17 protein-coding genes are annotated in these 21,376 nt (G+C 40.2%); 2 read left to right on the top strand and 15 right to left on the bottom strand.

The window, feature by feature from the left end; genetic code table 11:
- Window positions 1–346: 346 nt before the first annotated feature.
- The 11 genes from K1X82_09940 to K1X82_09890 all read right to left on the bottom strand — a co-directional run bounded on the left by K1X82_09940 (window position 347) and on the right by K1X82_09890 (window position 14,292).
- Window positions 347–1,063, bottom strand: a complete 717-nt coding sequence (locus K1X82_09940) for a hypothetical protein (protein ID MBX7182422.1) — start codon at window positions 1,061–1,063, stop codon at window positions 347–349.
- A gap of 485 nt (window positions 1,064–1,548) precedes the next feature.
- Window positions 1,549–2,067: a rod shape-determining protein MreD gene (locus K1X82_09935; GenBank protein MBX7182421.1), complete on the bottom strand. Its 519-nt coding sequence runs from the start codon at window positions 2,065–2,067 to the stop codon at window positions 1,549–1,551.
- Entirely contained in the window at window positions 2,067–2,909 is an 843-nt protein-coding gene (gene mreC, locus K1X82_09930; GenBank protein MBX7182420.1) for a rod shape-determining protein MreC, read from the bottom strand. The genes K1X82_09935 and mreC overlap by 1 nt, the downstream gene beginning before the upstream one ends.
- A gap of 29 nt (window positions 2,910–2,938) precedes the next feature.
- Window positions 2,939–3,961, bottom strand: coding sequence for a rod shape-determining protein (locus K1X82_09925; GenBank protein ID MBX7182419.1), 1,023 nt, complete (start codon window positions 3,959–3,961; stop codon window positions 2,939–2,941).
- Between the two features lie 197 nt (window positions 3,962–4,158).
- Window positions 4,159–5,667 carry a bifunctional phosphoribosylaminoimidazolecarboxamide formyltransferase/IMP cyclohydrolase gene (purH, locus tag K1X82_09920; GenBank protein ID MBX7182418.1) on the bottom strand — a complete coding sequence of 503 codons (1,509 nt, stop codon included), beginning with the start codon at window positions 5,665–5,667 and terminating at the stop codon, window positions 4,159–4,161.
- A 173-nt stretch (window positions 5,668–5,840) separates the two neighbouring features.
- Window positions 5,841–7,388, bottom strand: a complete 1,548-nt coding sequence (locus K1X82_09915; GenBank protein ID MBX7182417.1) for a DUF853 domain-containing protein — start codon at window positions 7,386–7,388, stop codon at window positions 5,841–5,843.
- 3 nt (window positions 7,389–7,391) lie between these two features.
- Window positions 7,392–9,179, bottom strand: coding sequence for an arginine--tRNA ligase (gene argS, locus K1X82_09910; GenBank protein MBX7182416.1), 1,788 nt, complete (start codon window positions 9,177–9,179; stop codon window positions 7,392–7,394).
- A 398-nt stretch (window positions 9,180–9,577) separates the two neighbouring features.
- Window positions 9,578–10,528, bottom strand: a complete 951-nt coding sequence (gene rocF, locus K1X82_09905) for an arginase (protein ID MBX7182415.1) — start codon at window positions 10,526–10,528, stop codon at window positions 9,578–9,580.
- 26 nt (window positions 10,529–10,554) lie between these two features.
- Window positions 10,555–11,748, bottom strand: a complete 1,194-nt coding sequence (locus K1X82_09900; protein MBX7182414.1) for an MFS transporter — start codon at window positions 11,746–11,748, stop codon at window positions 10,555–10,557.
- 5 nt (window positions 11,749–11,753) lie between these two features.
- Window positions 11,754–12,911 (bottom strand): glycosyltransferase, encoded by a 1,158-nt coding sequence (locus tag K1X82_09895; protein ID MBX7182413.1) that lies wholly within the window; start codon window positions 12,909–12,911, stop codon window positions 11,754–11,756.
- A 22-nt stretch (window positions 12,912–12,933) separates the two neighbouring features.
- A complete protein-coding gene (locus tag K1X82_09890; protein ID MBX7182412.1) occupies window positions 12,934–14,292 on the bottom strand; it encodes a glutamine synthetase family protein in 1,359 nt (452 codons plus the stop codon).
- A 224-nt stretch (window positions 14,293–14,516) separates the two neighbouring features.
- Here K1X82_09890 and dapF point away from each other — a divergent pair, with 224 nt between their 5' ends.
- Together dapF and K1X82_09880 are read left to right on the top strand one after the other, a co-directional pair.
- Complete coding sequence (gene dapF, locus K1X82_09885) at window positions 14,517–15,308, top strand: diaminopimelate epimerase (protein MBX7182411.1); 792 nt, start codon at window positions 14,517–14,519, stop codon at window positions 15,306–15,308.
- 2 nt (window positions 15,309–15,310) lie between these two features.
- Window positions 15,311–16,261 (top strand): hypothetical protein, encoded by a 951-nt coding sequence (locus K1X82_09880; GenBank protein ID MBX7182410.1) that lies wholly within the window; start codon window positions 15,311–15,313, stop codon window positions 16,259–16,261.
- Between the two features lie 3 nt (window positions 16,262–16,264).
- On the opposite strand, the gene K1X82_09875 is transcribed toward K1X82_09880, so the two are convergent.
- The 4 genes from K1X82_09875 to rnr form a co-directional block, all read right to left on the bottom strand.
- The gene (locus tag K1X82_09875; GenBank protein ID MBX7182409.1) at window positions 16,265–17,032 is read right to left on the bottom strand and encodes a hypothetical protein; all 768 of its coding nucleotides are present in this window, start codon (window positions 17,030–17,032) and stop codon (window positions 16,265–16,267) included.
- A gap of 20 nt (window positions 17,033–17,052) precedes the next feature.
- Window positions 17,053–17,574 carry a hypothetical protein gene (locus K1X82_09870; protein ID MBX7182408.1) on the bottom strand — a complete coding sequence of 174 codons (522 nt, stop codon included), beginning with the start codon at window positions 17,572–17,574 and terminating at the stop codon, window positions 17,053–17,055.
- A gap of 249 nt (window positions 17,575–17,823) precedes the next feature.
- A complete protein-coding gene (locus tag K1X82_09865; protein ID MBX7182407.1) occupies window positions 17,824–19,068 on the bottom strand; it encodes a hypothetical protein in 1,245 nt (414 codons plus the stop codon).
- 9 nt (window positions 19,069–19,077) lie between these two features.
- Window positions 19,078–21,219: a ribonuclease R gene (gene rnr, locus K1X82_09860; GenBank protein MBX7182406.1), complete on the bottom strand. Its 2,142-nt coding sequence runs from the start codon at window positions 21,217–21,219 to the stop codon at window positions 19,078–19,080.
- Between the last annotated feature and the right edge of the window lie 157 nt (window positions 21,220–21,376).

Genomic DNA, 21,376 nt, shown 5'->3' with positions numbered 1-21,376 from the left:
CATTTTTCTTAAGGATTGAGCTGGAACAATGAAGGCACTTTTTTTATTCATAACCTTTCAAATTCGTCAAAGCTATACACAGCAACAGATACAGCAATTTACAGCCTGAAATTTGTCTATTAACCCTTCAAATTTTATTTTCTGCATTTGAATAACCTGGGTTTTAGTGCTCAAGCCTGGTCTTTTTTCCGGGTAGGGATAGCAGTGGATAGCCCACAGGACCCCGATGGCGTTAGCCTCGGGGGACGAGGACTAGGAACGAATAGCCCGACCTGAGCCGGTCAAAAGTTTGTAAATGGTAAAATACCCGTGCGAAGGGACCCGCCAAATAAATTTCCCAATAAGGTCAATGTTCATTCCAATTCCCTTGCGACTGGGCTAATCCATAAATTCTGGCTAATGGTCCATGAGGATCAATATAGGCTTTTATTTCATCGAAACTAAGGTGAACCTCTTCATAACCCATGGCAAAATTTTCATTGATAAAGTACACATCCAAACCTGAATTTCGAATGCGGAAAACAGGATTTGTCAACTGTTTAAGCCAAACAGAAGAATGCACTTCATAGGAGTTGAGGCAATCACGAAAACGATGCATAATTAAGGTATCAACCTTAGCCATTTTGGCGGGTAAAAAACAGGAAGAAAAGTTAAACTCGTCACCGGTCAGCACATCGATATTGATGCCTTTTAATTGCACCCAACCCTGAGTACCACCGTTTAGGTATCTTGTTTGAGACTTAATTAAGAAACTTGCCAAATGGTTCTGCCTAAAACTTAACAGGCATTTTGTTTCATGGCTGAGAGAATGGTTGCACATGGCGTCCACATCTTCCGGTTTTATCCAATAGGCCACCATGCTTTTGCGGATGGTCATATTGATTTTATCCTGAATGGATTTGTCGGCAAGAATTAATTCAGTCCAGTTCATGCTCGAGGTACATCCCGGTTTTAAATGCACAATTTGTTCAACTTGCCGAATGGCTAAACTATCCTGAGCATATGCGCTAAATATGGATAGCAGCCATATTATACAGTTTACAAAGTATTTCCTGGTTTTCATATAGGAAATGTACAACCCAAATCGGAGATGGAAAATGAGGTTGGTCAGGTAGAAGGGTGCAGTTCATTCGTTTTTTTTTAATTGTAAAGCACTGAATGATAGTTTTTTATGAATTTTCCTTTTGCTTTCACAGGCAAAGGTTTGATTAAACTCAGGATTTGTCAATGCCTTTTTTGCCAGTTTAACTCAAATTAATCAATAGGAGGATTACTAATCCGAACTACATGATTTGGTTGGGTTTACCCCGATTTAAGAATTTCTAATGCGTAATATGGCTATAATAAAGAAAATTAATCAATCTTATAAAAGACTGTAGCCAATTCATTTGATTGAAAAGCTTTACCATACATCAGAGCCGGGTTGAAAGTTTAATGGATGAAATGGAAATAATAAGACTATGTAACGGTAATAGTCATAACCTTAAGAGGTTGATAATAAAACTTGGATAAAGTGGAAAATAAAATGTTTTCTTTCAGGAATTGATGCTAAGCTTCCCCCTTTTTCCTGTAGGTAAGGTATTGAGCCAAAACCAAAAGTAGCATGGTGCAGATGAAGCTCAAAAGTACTCGTAGCAAGGTGTAGAAGAACTCCGAAAATTTAAATACTTCCACATAAAACAAAAGCAGGTGGTGAAGGAAAACCAAGGTGCCGGAATAAGCTAAAAACCATCCGATTCCCATATTGCTAATGGTGGGTTTTACTCCAAATTCATAACCTTCCCGAGGTGCCAGGAAGTTAAGAATTCCTGGTCGGCAGAAGGCTAAGAAAAGCGTTGCGATGGTATGCATTCCAATGGTATGAGAAAAAATATCTACGCTTAAACCGGTAACAAATGCTAAAGCCAAAAGCAACCAACCCGGAATGTGGATGGGCAACATTAAAATAAAATACAAATAAAACCAGGGATTAATGAATCCGCCTAATCTAAGTTCATTCAAAACAAAGATTTGCAGCAAGATGGCTACAATAAAGCGAAGGATATTTGAAAATACTTCCTGTAACATTAATCTTCCTCCTGAATTTGACTAACCGCTTCTAAATTTTCCTGTTCGGTTTTCATTAGGTTGGAAACTACTTCCACATAATTGAGCCGTTGAAAATTCGTTGATAGCCTTACTTTGATATCGTAGAAATTATTTCCTGCTTTAAGATCGAATGATTCAATAATGCCCACTTTAACTCCTTCTGGAAAAAGCTTAGAAAAGGAAGAGGTAACAATGGTATCGCCCTTTTTTATTTCAGCATGGCTGGGAATGTCTTTAAGTATAGCGTATTTGGGATTACCGCCTTCCCAAACGCAAGAACCAAAATAATCGGTGCTTTTGATTTTGGCTGAGATGCTGCATTTTTTATTTAAGAAGGAAATTACTGATGCAAAATTTGGAGAAACATCTTTTACAACTCCAACAATTCCTTCGGAGTTAATTACAGCCATGTCGGGTTTAATTCCGTGTAGTTGACCACGGTTTAGGGTTATGAAATTGTTACGGTTTCCGGTGGTATTGTTGATAGCTTTTGCAGGAATGTAAACGTATTGTTGGCGGAAAACGGTATCATTAATAGTGAACTGATCTCCTTTTTTATATTGGAAAAAGGAGGCACGATACCTTGTTTTCAGACCTGAATTTTCACGAGCCAGGTTTTCGTTTACCGATTTTAACCTAAAATATTCAAAGAATTGATCATAAGCACTTTGAACCTTAGCGGTTTGTTCTCCTACTTCGCTATAGAATCCTGATTCGTGGTATTCATTGTTATCAACCAGCAAACCAATAGAAAACCCTTCCAAAATCAGGAAAAGGAAGAAGAAATAATATCGCCAAATAAAGATCAATATATTTCTCATCCTATACTAGTGCTTGGGCTAAATTGAAATTATTTGATAAGGAAAGGGAACTTATCAACGTTTTTCAAAGCAATACCGGTTCCGCGGGCAACAGCTCTAAGCGGATCTTCAGCGATGTGGACAGGTAGTTTTGTTTTTTGGGAAATACGTTTGTCTAATCCTCTTAGCATGGAACCACCACCAGCTAGGTAAATTCCGGTTCGGTAGATGTCGGCTGAAAGTTCAGGTGGAGTCATTTCCAGAGCGTTTAAAATAGCGGCCTCAACTTTGGAAATGGATTTGTCGAGTGCGTGGGCAATTTCAATGTAGGAAACGGTAATTTCTTTTGGGATACCTGTCATTAAGTCGCGGCCTTGAACTGCGTAATCGGGTGGAGGATTATCAAGTTCAGTGGTGGCAGCGCCTACTTCAATTTTAATTTTTTCTGCGGTACGTTCTCCTACCAGGATGTTATGCTGGCGGCGCATGTAATCTTCAATGTCTGCAGTAAAATCATCACCTGCAACCCGAATACTTTTGTCGCAAACAATACCACCCAATGCAATAACGGCAATTTCGGAAGTACCACCTCCAATGTCAATGATCATATTGCCCATAGGTTCTTCTACGTCGATTCCAATACCAATAGCCGCTGCCATTGGTTCTTGAATGAGGTAAACTTCTTTTGCTCCGGCATGTTCAGCACTGTCTTTTACCGCTCTTTTTTCTACTTCTGTAATACCACTGGGGATACAGATAACCATTTTAAGTGAAGGTTGGAACAGACGTTTTCCGGGGTTAATCATTTTGATCATTTCCCTGATCATGTGTTCGGCAGCATGGAAGTCAGCAATTACACCATCGCGCAAAGGACGAATGGTTTTGATGTCTTCGTGAGTTTTTCCGTGCATTTGCATGGCCCGTTTTCCAACAGCCATTACACGTCCATCGCGGCGGTTGATGGCAACTATCGATGGTTCGTCCACAACAACCTTGTCATTGTGAATTATCAAGGTGTTGGCAGTTCCAAGGTCGATGGCAATTTCTTGGGTAAAAAAGTTAAATAATCCCATGTTTTATAATGAGTTTCGTTTGGCTAATTTTTTTATTCGATATGTACTTTGTTGATTTGCCTAAGCTTTCAGGGAGTAAGCAAATCGTTCAACTTCACAGCTAATCGAGTTTCCAAATTTTAAAAGATTTCAGGCGTCGAAAAGCTTGGTTTTAAATTGTTCTAAACCGATGATTGTTAAATACCTATGAGTTGGTATTAGTGTTTGAAATGACGGGTGCCGGTCATAACCATGGCAATTTCATGCTGGTTGCAATAATCGATACTTAGTTGGTCCTTCACTGAGCCTCCGGGTTGGATAACGGCCTTAACTCCTGCTTGATCGGCAATTTCAACACAATCTGGGAAAGGGAAAAATGCATCGCTGGCCATAACCGAGCCTTGTAAATCAAATCCAAACGATTGTGCTTTTTCTATGGCTTGTCTCAATGCGTCTACCCTACTGGTTTGTCCGGTACCACTTGCGAGAAGGCACTTGTTTTTGGCTAATACAATGCAATTGCTTTTGGTATGTTTAACCACCTTGTTGGCAAAAATCAAATCATCAATTTGTGTTGAATTAGGCGCTGTCAAAGTTACAGTGGTTAGGTCTGTGGTTGATTCTGACTTTGAATCCCTTTCTTGTTCTAAAACGCCATTTAGAGCAGTTCTAACATTCCTTGCGGGAAATTGAAAAGGTTTTTGTCGGAGAATAATTCGGTTGGTTTTTGATTGAAGTATGTTCAATGCTTCCGGTTCATATCCCGGAGCAATAACTACCTCAAAGAAAAGTTTGTTTATTTCATTGGCCGTGGCTAAATCAATGATGGCATTGCAAATTAAAATGCCTCCAAATGCTGAAACAGGATCAGAAGCTAAGGCCGCGGTCCACGCTTCTAAAACACTTGGTCTACTAGCGATTCCGCAGGCATTGTTGTGCTTAAGGATTGCAAAAGTAGTTTCCCTAAACTCAGAAAGTAGGTTAACTGCCGCATCAATGTCTAGTAAGTTGTTGTATGAAATTTCTTTGCCATTAAGTTTTTCGAAAATCTCATCTAAATTGCCTTTAAATACAGCCTTTTGATGCGGATTCTCACCATAACGCAACACCGTTTCCCCACTCTTGGTTTCTCTTTCCCCTGCAAACCAATTGGCTATTGCAGTGTCGTATCCTGAAGAAACCTTAAACGCATGCAAAGCTAATTTACGACGGATGTCTAAGGTTGTTTCTGCATTGTTTTTTTCTAGAACCTCTAGCAAAATTGGGTATTCGGACTTGGATGGCACTATAACCACATCGTTGAAGTTTTTGGCTGCAGCCCGAATTAAGGAAATACCTCCTATATCAATTTTTTCGATAATTTCTTCCTCTTTACCTCCTTGGGCAACCGTTTCTTCAAAAGGATATAAATCAACAACAACCAAATCGATAGGTGGAATCTCATATTCTGAAAGTTGAGCCACATCACCTTCGTGCCCTCTTCTTCCTAAAATTCCACCAAAAACTTTCGGATGTAAAGTCTTAACCCTTCCTCCCAAAATGGATGGGTAGGAGGTTAATTCTTCCACCGGCACCACCTGAATGCCCAATGATTCAATAAAACTTTGTGTTCCTCCCGTGGAATAAATGGTTATGTCCTGCTTTGCTAATTGTCGAACGATTGGCTCTAGTCCGTCTTTGTAATATACTGATAGTAAGGCACTTTTGATTTTTTTCAGACCTGTCATGTTCCCTTTCATTTTCGATGCAAGTTAGTGCCAAATCAAGCTATGGTTTTGGGGCAAAAAACCAACAGGAATAGGGAAGTTATTAACAATAATGAAGGACAGACCAAAATGGAATAGTAGGATTTTAAGGACTTTGAAATACCTTCTTAATATTGGTTCTTCTAAGTATTAACCTAAAACCATCCTTTGCCTTTCTTACCGGTCGATCTTAATCCTAGAACGCCAAGTAATCCTCGGGTCAATTCCCTTACAACCGTATTGGCAACCTGCCTTGCCATGGGATTGGAAGCAATGGTTTCTATCACGGATTTTTCCTGAGCCTGACCTTTTTTTTCTTGTTCCGGCACTTCTTCCGTTTGCTTTACTTGCATCGCCTGGTTGAGTTTGGCTTGCAATAGTTCATAGGCACTTTCACTATCTATTTCACGATTGTACTTTTCAACCAGCCTTGATTGTTTTAAGAGGGTTTCAATTTCCATCGGATTAATTACACCCATTCTGGAACGTGGAATACTCATGGAGGTATGAACCAAAGGTGTTGGACTTCCGTTTTCCCCTAAAACAGTAACAAAAGCTTCTCCAATTCCCAATTGGGTTAGCAATTCATCTGTTTTGTAAAATTCGCTGCTTGGATAATTTTCTGCAGTTGCTTTAATTACCTTCCGATCGGCTGCAGTAAATGCCCTCAATGCATGCTGAACCTTTAACCCCAATTGCGCCAAAATCGAATTTGGAATGTCCATGGGGGTTTGGGTACAGAAAAATACCCCAACTGCTTTGGAACGAATGAGGCGCACAATCATTTCTACCTGATCCAGCAAGGATTTGGACGCATCATTGAATATTAAATGGGCTTCATCAATAAAGATACATAACTTGGGCTGTTCCAAATCACCTTCTTCCGGAAATGAACTGTAAATTTCAGCCAGTAAAGCCAACATAAAGGTCGAAAACAACTTGGGTTTGTCCTGAATGTCGCACAATCGTATAACGCTGATTTGTCCTTTACCTGCGTCATCCATCTTTACTAAATCGTTCACATCAAAACTCACCTCACCAAAAAAACGTTCAGCACCTTGTTGCTCGATTTCTATAAGTTTCCTTAAAATAGTGCTGGTGCTTGCCTGGCTAATACTTCCGTAGGTGGATTTAATCTCTTCCTTACCTTCGTTTGTTAGGTATTGCAAGGTTTTTCTGAAGTCTTTTAAATCCAATAAAGGCAAACCTTGATCGTCAGCGTATTTAAAAACGAGGGAAACCACTCCGGATTGGGTATCGTTCAGCTCCAATACCTTGGAAAACAGTATGGGACCAAATTCGCTAACGGTGGCCCTTAATCTGGCACCCGGTTCATTACTTAAAGTTAATAATTCTACGGGGTATTTTTCTGCATTCCAGCTTATTCCTGTCGAAGCTGCCCGTTCTGATATCTTTTCATTCAAAGTGCCGGGCTGTGATATACCACTTAAGTCTCCCTTTATGTCCATCACCAATACCGAAACGCCTTTTTCGCTCAAACTTTCAGCCAGGCGTTGCAAAGTCTTGGTTTTTCCGGTTCCTGTTGCACCAGATATTAATCCATGACGATTAAAGGTTTTTAAAGGAGCTGTTACTTTGATTCCCGGAATTGGAACTCCTTCATATACTGCGGTTCCCAATTCAATGCTATCTCCTTTGAATCGATAGCCTTGTTCGATAACTGTTTTAAGTTTTTCTTGCATGGTTTACATTCTTTCAGGTACCTCTATTCCCAGCATATTCATTGATTTTTTAATCACATTGGCCACCTTGCTTGCCAATTCCAAACGGAATGACCGAACTTCTTCTCTCTCTTCCTTTAACATGGGAACATCATGATAGTATTGGTTAAATTCCTTAGCCAATTCATACACATAATTAGCCAATAAGGCCGGGTTATAACTTTCACCGGCAACCTTTATTACCTCAGGAAATTCAGTCAACTGACGAATTAAGGCCAGTTCCTTGGGTAAAATGGAGGAGGCCGAAATAACGGAATTACTCATTGGCAAAGCTGTACCTTTTCTTAATATGCTACATATTCGAGCGTGACTGTATTGGATAAACGGACCTGTATGTCCTTCTGTCTCAATGCTTTCTTCCGGATTAAAAATGATACGCTTTTTCGCATCTACTTTTAAGATGAAATATTTCAAGGCTCCTAAGCCTATGGTTTTATAAAGTTCTGTTAATTCCTTCTCCGATTGTCCTTCATTTTTTCCTTTTTCGGCTGTTTTTTCCCTGGCCGCTTCTATCATTCCGGCAATTAAATCATCTGCATCTACAACCGTTCCCTCCCTTGATTTCATCTTTCCGTTGGGTAGTTCCACCATGCCATAACTCAGGTGGAAAAGGTTATCTGCATATGGTCTTCCCAGTTTTTTCAGAATAGAAAATAATACTTTGAAATGGTATTCCTGTTCATTACCAACTACATAAATGCTTTTGTCGAGTTTAAAATCTCTGTCTTTTTCATTTGCAGTGGCAATATCCTGTGTAATATAAACAGTGGTTCCGTTGCTCCTAAGCACTACTTTTTGATCGAGTCCCTCTGCCGTTAAGTCAATCCAAACCGAGCCATCTTCTTTTTGGTAGAAAACACCCTTTTCCAATCCTTCCTTTACGGTTTCCTTGCCCAAATGGTAAACATCACTTTCGTAATAGAATTTATCGGGTTTAATACCTAACCAGTTATAGGTAACTTCAAAACCTTCGTACACCCAAGCATTCATGGTCTTCCAAAGTTCTCTGACTGCTGCATCATTGTTTTCCCATTTTACCGTTAAATCGGCAACTTCTTTGTTCAGCTTACTTTGCTTTTCCGCATCTTCTTTGGTAAGTCCGCCGGCCATTAAATCGGCAATTTCCTGTTTGTAGGCATTCGCAAATTCAACATAGTAATCGCCTACCAAATGGTCTCCTTTTTTACCACTCGATGCAGGAGTTTCTTGTTTGCCACTTTTCATCCAGGCTAGCATGCTTTTGGAGATATTGGTGCCGCGGTCGTTATACAAACAGGCATGAACCACCTTATTTCCGGAGGCTTGGAGTATTTGCGACATAGAATAACCTAAAAAGATATTGCGCAAATGCCCCAGGTGCAAAGGCTTGTTGGTATTGGGTGAAGGATATTCAATCATCACCACCGGAGAATGTTCCGTTATCTTTTTGTTCCCGAAATCCTTGTCCTTGGCAATTTCTTGAAAAACTTCCAACCACATTTGGGCCTTAAAACTCAAATTCAAAAAGCCTTTTACCACATTAAAACGATCAATTACCGCACTGTTTTCCAAAAGTTTATTACCTATTTCTTGGGCAGTTAGCTCAGGCGATTTTTTCGAATGCGTTATCAAGGAAAATACAGTAAGGGTAATATCCCCATCAAACTCTTTTCGAGTCTCCTGAAACTGTAATTTTTCAGCCGGAATTTCTTGACCATACAAAGCTAAAACTGCTTGTTGGGTATGGTGTGTAAGTATTTGCTTTAAGTTCATTATCGTTCAAAAAATGACTCCCAAAAAGGTAAAATCTCCTTCTCGAAATCAAGTTGCAAAGAAAAGAGGAAAATGCCAGTAATTATCAGGCTATTTGCGGTTGTTAGAAACTTTAAACCGAACAGGAATTCTTGCCTCAGTTTTGAAACCAACACCTTTTTTCAAACAAATATTACTTGGATAGCTTTGTTGATTTCAATACTTATTTGGCGGGTCCCATTCGCCTTTCCGGGTGGTTCAAGAATCCAAATAGTTTGCAAGGCGAATGGTCGGGCTTTCGCGAGTAGTCCTCGGTCTGCTCCGTTATCACTGCGCATTCCTGTGGGCTACTTCGCTCTATCCCTACCCGGATACCCACTCCGTACCTACATGAAGGCTTGAACCAAGCTATTGATGTTTTACAATACGTTTTTTAATTGGTTGGTTACCTTTTGAAGTATTTCAAAGGCATTTTCTGCCATCAGGTTTTCTTTATCCAAGGTTGGATTAATCTCTACTATTTCAAAGCAACATACCTTTCTGCTGCGGACAAGGCGCAAAATTAAATTTCCGGCCTCTTTTTCAGTAAGTCCATTCGATACCGGAGTGCCCGTTCCCATGGATATTTTGGGATCCATACTGTCTACATCAAAGGAAATATAAATTAAATCGCAATGATCTAAATAGCTTAGTATTTCAACAGCGGCCTTGTCAATTCCCTTTTTTCGCATTTCATTGATGGTGAAATTTCGAATGCGGTGTTTCTTAATTAATTCAGCCTCCTGGGGTTCTACATCTCTTACCCCGACGTATACCAAATCTTTGTACCTGATTTTAGGACAAATTTCACCAATGTTTTTTAGTTCATCCCATAACTCCTTGGTGGTTTCATCCAGGTTGTTCATTTTGTTTTCAATGTTGTCTTCACCCAAACTGGCAGCTAATGGCATTCCGTGCAAATTGCCACTTGGGGTAGTATATGGTGAGTGTAAATCGGCATGGGCATCAATCCACACTACTCCTAATCGGTGATCAGGAAATTCGGCCTTTATTCCTGCAATTGTTCCTCCGGCCGTACTGTGGTCTCCGGCCAAAATGATCGGGAAATGACCACTGTGCAGTGTTTTTTTTACAAATTTACTTACTCTGGAATACATGTTAATGACTCCACGTATTCTTTTGGCATAGGGTGTTTTTACCTGTTCATATAGCACCCTGTTTTCATTTGGAACCTCAATTGTTTTTTCTTTTTTAAAATATAGAGATCCAAAGTCTAACGCCGCAATTTTAATGGCATCCGGCCCCATAGAGGCCCCTCTGGTTCCGGCACCAATTTCTGATTTTACTTCTAAAACCTTAATGTTTATCATGGTTTGTCTTGAATCTTTCATAAAAATTAATTTCCTGCCACTACTCGAACTCTCCAGGCAATTAGGATGGCTAATGTACTCACTATTACCGAAATATAACCAACAATGTTATAATTAACCAGCAATCCTAGTTCATTTTTATGGATCAAAGCACCGGCCATTAATGAACCTAAACCGGAGCCTAGTTGTTGCAAGGAACTGGTAAAACTCATAAAGCTTCCTCGCTTATTTGGATGTACTGCACCACTTACAATAGCTGATGCAGGTATAGTTCTGGCTGTCATCGTAATAAAGAAAACTCCGGCAACAATTAATCCAACTATAACCGGCCAGGGTTGCATATGTGTAATTAGAAGGAAAGGAAACATAGAGCAAATAACTCCAATTGTAAAAACCTTCTGTCTGCCATATCGGTCTGCCATCCTTCCTACAAAAGGCATGGAGAATAGGGTACAGGTTCCTCCAACCAAATAAATCAAAAACAATTGGTCTTCTCTAAATCCAACATTGGTAACCATGTATGGACTAATAAAGGATATGACCGAAAATTGACTAAAAACCAAACAAAACATCATTAACATAGCGAAAACCCTGTTTTTGTCCGTCATGTTGTCGGTTACTACACTAAAAAAATGGGGTCTGGGTGCCGGATTTTCAAGGTGTTTATTAACCAGTGGTACAAATTTGTACAAAGCAATTTGAATGAAAACACCTAATAAGGCAATTACCAAAAACGGAGCATGATAATCCAACCAATTGGATAGTTTTAATCCAAAGGGTACTCCAAATACCGAGGCAGCAGAAAAGGCGGTCATAACAATGGCCATAGCACTTGCTCTTCTATCCATAGGTACTACATCGCCAACAATGGCTAAGGCCTGAGAAGCAAGCACTCCTCCAAACATTCCTGTTAAAATTCGTGCAGCCATCATACTGAAGTAACCGGTCGATAATCCACAAAGTAAGGTGCCAATAATAAACCCGGCATACGCAAGTTGGACAATGCGTTTTCGATCAAACTTATCCACCCAAAAAGCAGAAATAAATCCTGAAATCCCTGCCGTTATAGTGTATGATGAGACTATATAGCTAAACTGATCGGGTCCAATAGAGAATGTTCGCATGAGCAATGGTCCCATCGGCATCATGATCATAAAATCCATGATGTTGGTAAACTGAACTGCCGCCAGTGTATACAATAATTTCTTTTCTGAATTCACAAGGTCTAGATGTAGGAAACTGCTTCATCCCAGGAGAAGTTTTGGGTAACAAATTCTCTACCTGAATAGGCTAATTGCGCAGCTAATTCTTCGTTATTTAATAAAGTAAGGATATGGGTGGCAATTTCGGAAGGGTTTTCTCCAACCAAAACCTGCTTACCCGGAAATGCACCCAAAGCAGAGTTGGCTAATGGGGTAGTGATACAAGGTATTTCCATCGCCATGGCTTGAAGCAACTTGTTTTGCAAACCTGCACCAATAATCATGGGAGCAACTAAAATTCTTCCTTTTGCATACCATTCCCTCACATCATCCACAAAACCGGTTACTTCAACTAAGTCACCGGCCAACGATTTAATTTTCGCAGTTGGATTGGTACCAATTAATGCCACTTTTGCTTTGGGTAATTTTTCCCAAACCAAGGGCATCACTCGTTCAATTAAGTAAATACCTGCCTCCACGTTAGGGGGGTAACTCATATTGCCGGCAAAAAAAACTTCAAAATCCTTTTTCTCTTGCCTGGGCTTGTAATATTCAAATTCAATTCCATTGCTCGAAATCCTTACCATTTTCTTTTGGGCTTTACTCAATGGTAAGGCGTCTAAATCTGCCTTTGAAATAATTAAATGATGCTGAAAATCCTTAAATAGATCAGCTTCGTAGTTCCTCATCCTATTCGATTCCCAAGCATAAATCCATTTCATGGGCCTGGAACCTCTTTGCGCTCTTCCTTCCATAATTTTGGAGAAACAATCTTGGTAATCCAGGGTTTTAGGAATACCTTGAATGGTTCTTAAATACTCGGCTACCCTGGGAAGTTGACAAAAAAGTTTATCAGGTTTAATTCGTTCAATTGCAGTTTGAATGGTTTGTTTATGTTGCTGGTTTAGGAAATAATTTACCTGAAAAGGCAAGTTGTTGGTTAAACTTTGAAGTAAATTCACGGCTAACCTGGCTTTGGATAATGGTAATATGTGAATTTCTTCGCAAAAAGGGTTTAGTGCATTTTGTGCTTGTTCGGAAACCTGAAGATCCGATAACGCAAAAAGAAAAATCCGGTAGGTTTGGCTTAAATGTTTGATAAAATAAAAAGCCCTTAGCTTGTCGCCTTTATCCAATGGATAAGGGAAACGGGACAATACCACAAGCAAACGAGGCTTCATTCAGAGAGCAAGAAAACAAGAATTAAATTATTTCAAAATAGCGTTTCAATTCCCAATCGGTAACAACCTTGCTGAATTGCCTCCATTCCCAAAGGCGGGTTTGGGTGAAATGTTCCACAAATTCGCTACCAAATAATTCTTTTGCAAGCTCTGATTGAGCCATGTTTTGCGAGGCTTGGTATAAGTTTCCGGGCAATACTCCATTTTTGGTATCCGCATAACCATTTCCTTGGGTCATTGGGGTGTTAAGTTTTAATCCTTTGCGAATTCCATAAAGTCCGGCAGCCAAACATCCTGCCATGGCTAAATATGGGTTGCTATCAGAACCTACCACACGGGTTTCGAGACGGGTAGATTTGCTGGATCCCGGCAAAACACGCAAAGCTGTAGTTCGGTTGTCAATAGCCCAGGTTAGGGTAGTAGGAGCCCATGCGCCAACTACTAAACGCTTGTAACTATTAATGGTTGGAGCAAACATGGGTAAAATATGCGGCAAACAATATAATTGTCCGGCAATGTAACTCTCCATCAATTTGCTTATCTTGGTTTTGGATTTTTCATCGTAAAACAAGTTTTTCTTTTTTCCACCATCCCATAAACTTTGATGCACGTGTCCGCTGCAACCGGGTAAATTTTCATTGAACTTGGCCATAAACGTTGGTATAATTCCATGGCGGTGGCCAATTTCTTTTACTCCTGATTTGAATAAAACAGCCCTGTCTGCTGCTTCCAAGGCATCAGAATAGGTGATAGCTGCTTCATAAACACCAGGCCCGGTTTCAGTGTGTAGTCCTTCCAATGGAACATTAAAATCCTTCATCAGGTCAAAAATATCATTGAAAAAGTTGGAGTTTTGACTAGAACGTAAAATAGAATAGCCAAACATACCAGGGGTTAAAGGTTGTGGTGCTCTAAATCCTTTTTCATGTAACTGATGAGCATCCTCAATAAAATTAAACCATTCAAATTCCTGTGAAAAAAATGGGGCAAAGCCTTCTTTATTTGCAGTTGCAATTACATTTTTAAGTAATGTTCTAGGACAAACATGCAATCCTTTTCCATCCGAACTAACAAAGTCGGCAAGGAAAAAGGGTGTTTTTTCATCCCAAGGTATAAAGCGAAGGGTGGTTAAATCTACCAAGGCCTGTGCATCCGGATAACCGGTATGCCAACCGGTGTATTTAACATTGTCGTAAGCCACATCTCCGCTATCCCATCCAAAAACCACATCACAAAATCCAAATCCACCTTCGGCAATGGATTGGAATTTATCCAAACTAACTACTTTGCCTCGTAAAATGCCATCGATGTCCGTTATGGCTAGTTTAACTTTGTTGGCACCGGAGGTTTTGATAGTTTCTATGGCTTGTTTTGAGGTCATGTTAATTGGATCAAGAAGTGCACAAAGCTAAAGTTTTAGGTAAAATGATGTAAGAAAGTTTTGTAAGACCGCTAATTTTAATCTGTTTCCAGGATTAAATCTATTCAGCACTATTCATTGGAGGTAGTTTTTATTCCATTCTCTGATTCATATTAGTTTTTTAACAAATAATACTCATGTTTTTCTCCTAATCCTTCTTTACTTTCGTTTTCAAATTATTACTCATGTATATATCCTTCTTCAAATACCAAGGCACCGGAAATGATTTTATTATCATTGATAATCGTAAGTTCGAATTCAAAGCAGAGGCTTCCCTGATAGCCGATTTATGCGATCGTCGGTTTGGAATCGGAGCGGATGGTCTTATTTTGCTTCAATCAGAACCGGGATATGATTTTCGTATGATTTATTACAATTCGGACGGAAAAGAAAGTACCATGTGTGGCAACGGAGGAAGATGTATTGTCTATTTCGCCCAAAAGTTGGGTATTATTCAAAATGAGGCAAAATTCCTGGCTATTGATGGGGAGCATACTGCCATAATCCGTCACCAGGAAGAACGCACTGCATTTGTTGGGCTCCAAATGAAGGATGTAAGTGGTATTGAAAAAGTAGGAAATGATTGGGTCTTGGATACCGGTTCACCACATTATGTGCAGTTCGTTGAACAGGTTTCTACCTTTCAGGTTGATACGGAGGGTAGGGCTATTCGTCAATCTCAACCCTTCTTGGAAAAAGGGATTAATGTGAATTTCGTTGAAAAGAAAAACTCCAGGCTTCAAATTAGAACGTATGAACGAGGGGTTGAAGCAGAAACCTTGTCTTGTGGAACAGGTGTTACAGCCTCCGCATTGGTAGCACATTTTGCAGGGTTAATCAGCCAAACGGATATTGCTATTAAAACACCGGGAGGTGAATTGGAGGTTTCTTTTGAGTCAAATACCAAAGGTCATTATTCCAACGTTTGGCTGAGTGGTGAAGTTGGCTTGGTGTTTTCGGGCCAAATTGAAATTTAAGTATGAGTAAAAAACTATTTCATTCTTTTGGCTGGGCTTTTTTCGTTTTACCGTTTTTCCTTATAGCCCAAAATCATCCTGACTTTGCCAAGTATAAGGCTTTGAATGATGCCGAAACCCGATTGATCGAATACAAAGATTCAGACCATAACCTGGACCTCAAACTGTTTCAGTTGGATAAAATTAACCAAAGCAGGGCTAAGTTTAAAGCTAAACCGGTACAACTGGATATTTTAGCCAGCAGGGTTGCTAATAAAATGTGCAAAAACGCAGCCGAAAACAAATATATAGGTCATTGGGATACCCAAGGTGCTAAACCATACCACCGCTATGCTTTCGCCGGTGGTGTAGACCATGTTGCCGAAAATGCATCCGGTAAATTTAATTCGGCTGATTTTCCGGTTTCGGATGAATTTACCTCCTCAAGTATGCTGGAATTGCACCAAACATTTATGGCTGAAAAGGCCCCGAGAGATGCTCATAAACAAACTATTATCGCCCCTAAACATAATTTTGTAGGAATTGGGTTTTTCCAAACTTCCAATCAGTTTCGATACTACGAGGAATTTGTGGATAGATACTATGAGTTTATTCAATTTCCCACTCGGTTAAAAGTAAATGAAACCGCCGAATTGGTGGTAAAACCCCAACCTAATAAGTTCTTTTTTGAGTTATTGGCCTTTCGGGAAAATCCGCTAAAACCTAAACCAGTTTCTACCTTAAGTTCTCTTGGAGGTTATGAAGATTATTCTTCTGAAATTGCCATCAATATTCCACCAATGGATATGCCTAAATATCGAAACGGTGATACCTATACCATTCCAATTCAGTTTAAAAAAAGCGGTTTGTACTATATTCACCTTTGTGAAACCGATGATGAAAATTTAAAACCGGGACGGTATTCAGATGCCGGAAAATTAAATGCCTGTGGATTGGTTATTTTGGTTGAGTAAGCCCTACATGGATATTGATTTTACCAGGATTACCCTTGGATTTAATACTTGAATTCCACTTTCCACCCCTATTTGTTTTTGTAAACTATCCGAAATGGGATGAGGCAATATTCGATAACCATAACTTACCCAAATGCCTGATTTATAGCCTAATTCAATTTGATTTCTGAAAGTTTTTACACTTTCACATCCGGTTTCTTTGAACAATTTTAGAAAAGTTTGAAATTGGTCAGAATCCCATCCTAAATGTGGCAAAATCTCCTTTTCCCAATTTTTTTCGGCTGGGTTGAAATCATAGTACAACTTAGGTTGATCTGCCCTTTCTGACCAGCGATTAGCACCAAGAAGCAAAATCGCCCGGTTGTCATATAGGCTGAAGTATAGTTCGCCGGAATCTTTCTTGATAGTAAGTAAATAGTCGGCGAATGCTGTAAAGCTTGATTCTGTCGCCTTGAAATGTTGGATTAATTCCTGCTTGTCTTGCTTGCGTTCCAATATTCTGGAAAAGGATAATAACCCGGTCATTCGAAGCAGAATAACAGCCAATAGGGCAATTCCAAGCACCAAAACAATAATTTCCAGCAGTCGTTTCATCCGTAATGCAAAGATGGAAGCTAATAACCGATCTGATTTTTTAATTTTGTTTACATTTCTACAGAAACCTGTTGAATATTCAAACTTATCCGCTTGTTGTAAATTAGCCAATGATTGATTTGAATATGGACCAATTTTAAGGATATGAAACCCTCCTGACCATTGGAATTTGTCCATTAGCGAATTTAATCGGAAGTTTAGTTTTGAACATGCCGGTAATGTTCACCAACCAAAATGAATTGTGTTTGTCCTTTGCAATATCCTGCTTTATGGCCATAGTTAATGGAGGTAATGGCATGTTCCAATTCTTTCAATTCGTTGGAATCCGGATTTTCCCAACCCAGGGATTTAATTATTTGTATCAGGTGAAGGTGGTTTTCTTTAAAGGAAGTAGGATGGAATGATTTACCATGGTGCCATACCGAGTCAATTCCGTTCTGTTGGGTAAATACAAGAAAACTGTCTGCATGTTGATGTAGGCTGCGTAAAACGGCTTTTGCATTTCCACTTCCCAGGTCAGCGTCTTCTGGCACAAAACCGGATGAAAAGACCTGGGCTTGTATTTTTGACTTGGGGGCAGTGAAATAGGCTGTATCTGAGAAGGAATAGTTTCCGGTACATCCAAGTCCGAAACAAGGTGGATTTTTCAAAAAGTAGAATAAAAAGCATGCCATGGTGGGAAATAAAATCAAAATGAAAGCAGCCATCACCTTTTTCATGCCATAAAGTTGCAAAAAATAACCCGGATATACAATGGAAATGCTTAAGTAAGTATGAAATTTGTAACACTGTTGGTTCGGAGTGTTCGGGCAGGGATAGAGGAAGGTAGCCCACAGGAGCCCTTAGACCCGAATTTTTCGGGGCTGAGGGCGACGAGGACTACCGCCGATAGCCCGGCCGGTTCGCAAATGCACTATGATTGAGCTTGTTAAAATGTTGGTGCGAACCGGGCCCGCCCAATAATTAAACTAATCTAAATTAATTTTCTGATGGTAAAAGCGACCGGAATTCTGCCAATTCAGAACATAAATACCTGGAGGAAATGGCGATAAATCCAATAACTTAGGATTGGTTTCAGTTTTATAAAGCGTTTGACCCTGAATGTTATTTATTTCAAACCTGGTAAAGGAAGGTAGTTCCAATACATGTTCTTTCAGTATTAATTTCCCGGATTCCAGGTTTTCGCCAATACCGATAGCCTCAATTGGCAGCTCCAGGGTGATGGTGTCGGTACCGCAATAAGGCGTTTGCACTACTTTGGTAATGGTAAAAACTCCCTCGTAAGGAAAGGTATGAGTTGGATTAAGCTCGTAGGAGAACGTTTCATCTTCAAAATCCCAGTAAATTGCCTGGGTATTGGTAGTATTGCCGTTAAAATGAACGGTCATAGGGTTGCCTGCATCCAAAACATAGGAAATGGAGGTGTCGGAGTTTGGATCAAAATAGCTAATCCAATTTCCCAGGCTATCCAGGACGGTAGAGTCGGCAATGTATTGGAGAAAACTAGCGGTGGTTGCGTTAATGCCTGCGGTGTAACTTAACCCTGAGCTGGGTTCGCGGAACATGGTAGAGTAAAATGTACAGGCTGTTAAATAGGTTCCTTCAAGGGAAGGATGTGAAAAATCGCTGCTCCATAAATTAATGGTTGAATCGTTGTACCAACTGCTTCTCCAGGCCATTCCGGCAGGGGCAACCATGGCATTGTTATCCTGAGCCATTTGCAGGTAACTGGTTCGAAGCCGCATTTGCATGCCTTCGTAGGTGCAAAGCGGACTGTAATTTCCACAGTTGGATGCATCGCCATATTTTCTTCCCCAGGTCATGTAAAACACGGTTTTGGTGCAAGAGTCGGCCTGATGAATTAATTGATCAAGTTGTTGTGCATAGGGGAATACATCGTTCTGTACCTGCCCTGGCGGAAATGAAGGCATTTGGCTTTGTTCCTGCAACACCACAAAATCCCAATTTCCTTGACTTATTTTGGAAAGGGTTGTTGAATTGGTGGTATGTTGCTGGAAGGTATATCCTCCCGGAGCACTGTTATCAACCTCAACCACCTTTCCGGCAGAAGCAGTCAATTGCCTGAATGTATTGGGTAAATCGTTTACATAGGTATAGCTATTACCAATAAACAATACCCGAATGGTATCCTGAGCCTTGGAAATAAAGGTAGTTCCAAGGATCAACTGAAAAAGCAAGGCGATTTTTTTCATAAAGCTAAGTTACACATCTTCTCTAACAAGGTACATTTCAATTTGACGGCGATCTACATCCACCTTTTTGATTTTCACTTTTACCTTGTCGCCAAGTTTGTAAACTGCTCCGCTGATATCGGCAGAAATGGTCATGGCTCGGGAATCATAAGAGTAGAAATCGTCGTCGATATCTCGTAAGCGAATCATTCCTTCGCATTTGTTTTCAATAATTTCTACAAACATACCATAGTCGGTCATTCCGGAAATAACCCCCAGGAATTCTTGACCAACTTTGTCCTTCATAAATATGGTTTGCATGTATTTCACCGATGCACGTTCGGCGTCGGCGGCTTTTTTCTCCATTTCGCTGCTATGTTTACAAAGTTGTTCCAGGGGGGCAGCGTCCTGACTTTTCCCTCCATCGAGGTAATGTTGCAGCAATCGGTGAACCATTACATCGGGGTAACGACGAATAGGGGAGGTGAAATGGGTATAGAACGGGAATGCCAGGCCATAGTGTCCGATATTTTGGGTAGAATAAATGGCTTTGGCCATGCTGCGTATTGCCAGCATTTCCACAACATCTTGCTCTCCTTTACCTTTCACTTCTTTCAGCAATTTATTCAAAGCGGCCGAAAGCTGTTCTTGTTTATTGGTATCTACATGGAGTTTGTAGCCCAACCTGGCAACGAAGCCTGCAAATTCTTCTAGCCTTTCTTGTTGTGGCGAGTCGTGAATGCGGTATACAAAGGTTCGTTTGGCTTGTTTTTCGGCGGTTCTTCCACAAAATTCAGCAACTCTTCGGTTGGCCAGGAGCATAAATTCCTCAATTAAATGGTTGGAGTCTTGGATTTGTTTGATATAAACTCCGGTTGGTTTTCCTTCTGCATCGAGGTGGAATTTTACTTCTTCCCGTTCAAAATTAATGGCTCCTTTTTTGAATCGTTCGGTGCGCAACACTTTAGCCAATTGGTTTACATGTACCAATTCATTACACAGGTCGCCTTGTTCGGTTTGAATAACCTCTTGAGCTTCTTCGTAAGTAAACCGGCGGATGGAATGGATAACCGTGCGTCCAAACCATTCGTTGTGTATTTTGGCTTGCTCATCCAGTTCAAATACTGCAGAAAAACACAATTTATCTTCCTTGGGCCGAAGCGAACAAACCATGTTACTTAGCTTTTCAGGAAGCATTGGAATCACTCTATCTACCAAATATACTGAGGTTGCTCTTCGTATGGCTTCCTGGTCTAAAATGGAACCTTCGGGCATATAATGCGATACATCTGCAATGTGAATTCCAATTTCCACGTGGCCATTATCCAGTTTTCGGTATGACAAAGCATCATCAAAATCTTTGGCATCCACGGGGTCGATCGTAAAGGTGGTAATTTGCCTAAAATCTCTGCGTTTTTTAATTTCTGAGGCAGGTACTTCATCCGGAATTTTGTCCGCTTCTTTCAAAACCGCATTGGGAAAAGAAATTGGATATTCATAGTCGGCCAAAATTCCCATCATTTCAGCATCACGCTGTCCGGGTTGGCCCAACACTTCAATTACTTCTCCGCTGGGTTGTCTTCCTTGACTGGGCCAATCTGTAATTTTAACAACCACTTTTTCACCATCTTTGGCTTTGTTGAATGCCGATGTCGGAACAACAATTTCGTATGTAAATCGTGGATTGTCAGGAATTAATACCCCAAATTTTCCCTTAATTTTAAGCACTCCGGTGGCTTGAGTCCTGGCTCTTTTTAAAACTTCCACTACCTCGCCTTCGGGTTTACCTCTTCTTAAATAAACTTGGGCTTTAACCTGGTCTCCATCCATAGCCGTTCCCAGGTTTTTGGGGTGAATATATAAATCTTTATCAAGCTCTTCCGACATTAGGTAACCTGCTCCTGCAGCCGAAATGTCTAAGGTTCCAACAATAAAATTCTTCGATTCTTTTAGTTGGTATTTTCCTCTTTCCGGCTCCGATAACCGTCCCTCATTTTTTAGTTTGGCCAATTCAATAATCAATTGAGTTCGGGCATTGGGATCTGTAAAACCTATTCCGGTTGCAACTTGTTTATAATTAGCCGTTTTTCCGGGATTTTTCTTGAAATATTCCAGTGCCGCAGTGGCAATCCATTGGGACATCTTCCCACCCTTCGATTTCTTTTTGTTCATTATGGGCAATATGGGCAATTTTCACAATAGAACTGCTTTAAATTTATGATTGTTGTAAACAGGTTTTTCAACCCTGGTGTTTTTTATTTGGCGGGTCCCCCTCGCACCTGGCAGAGGTTCATTTTCCGATGTTTGGTAAGGCTCGGGGTCGGGCTAT

The organism is Bacteroidia bacterium (genome assembly GCA_019695265.1).
GTDB lineage: Bacteria > Bacteroidota > Bacteroidia > JAIBAJ01 > JAIBAJ01 > JAIBAJ01.
Note: the sequence above shows the minus strand (reverse complement) of the source record. Positions and strands in the feature narration are given on the sequence as shown.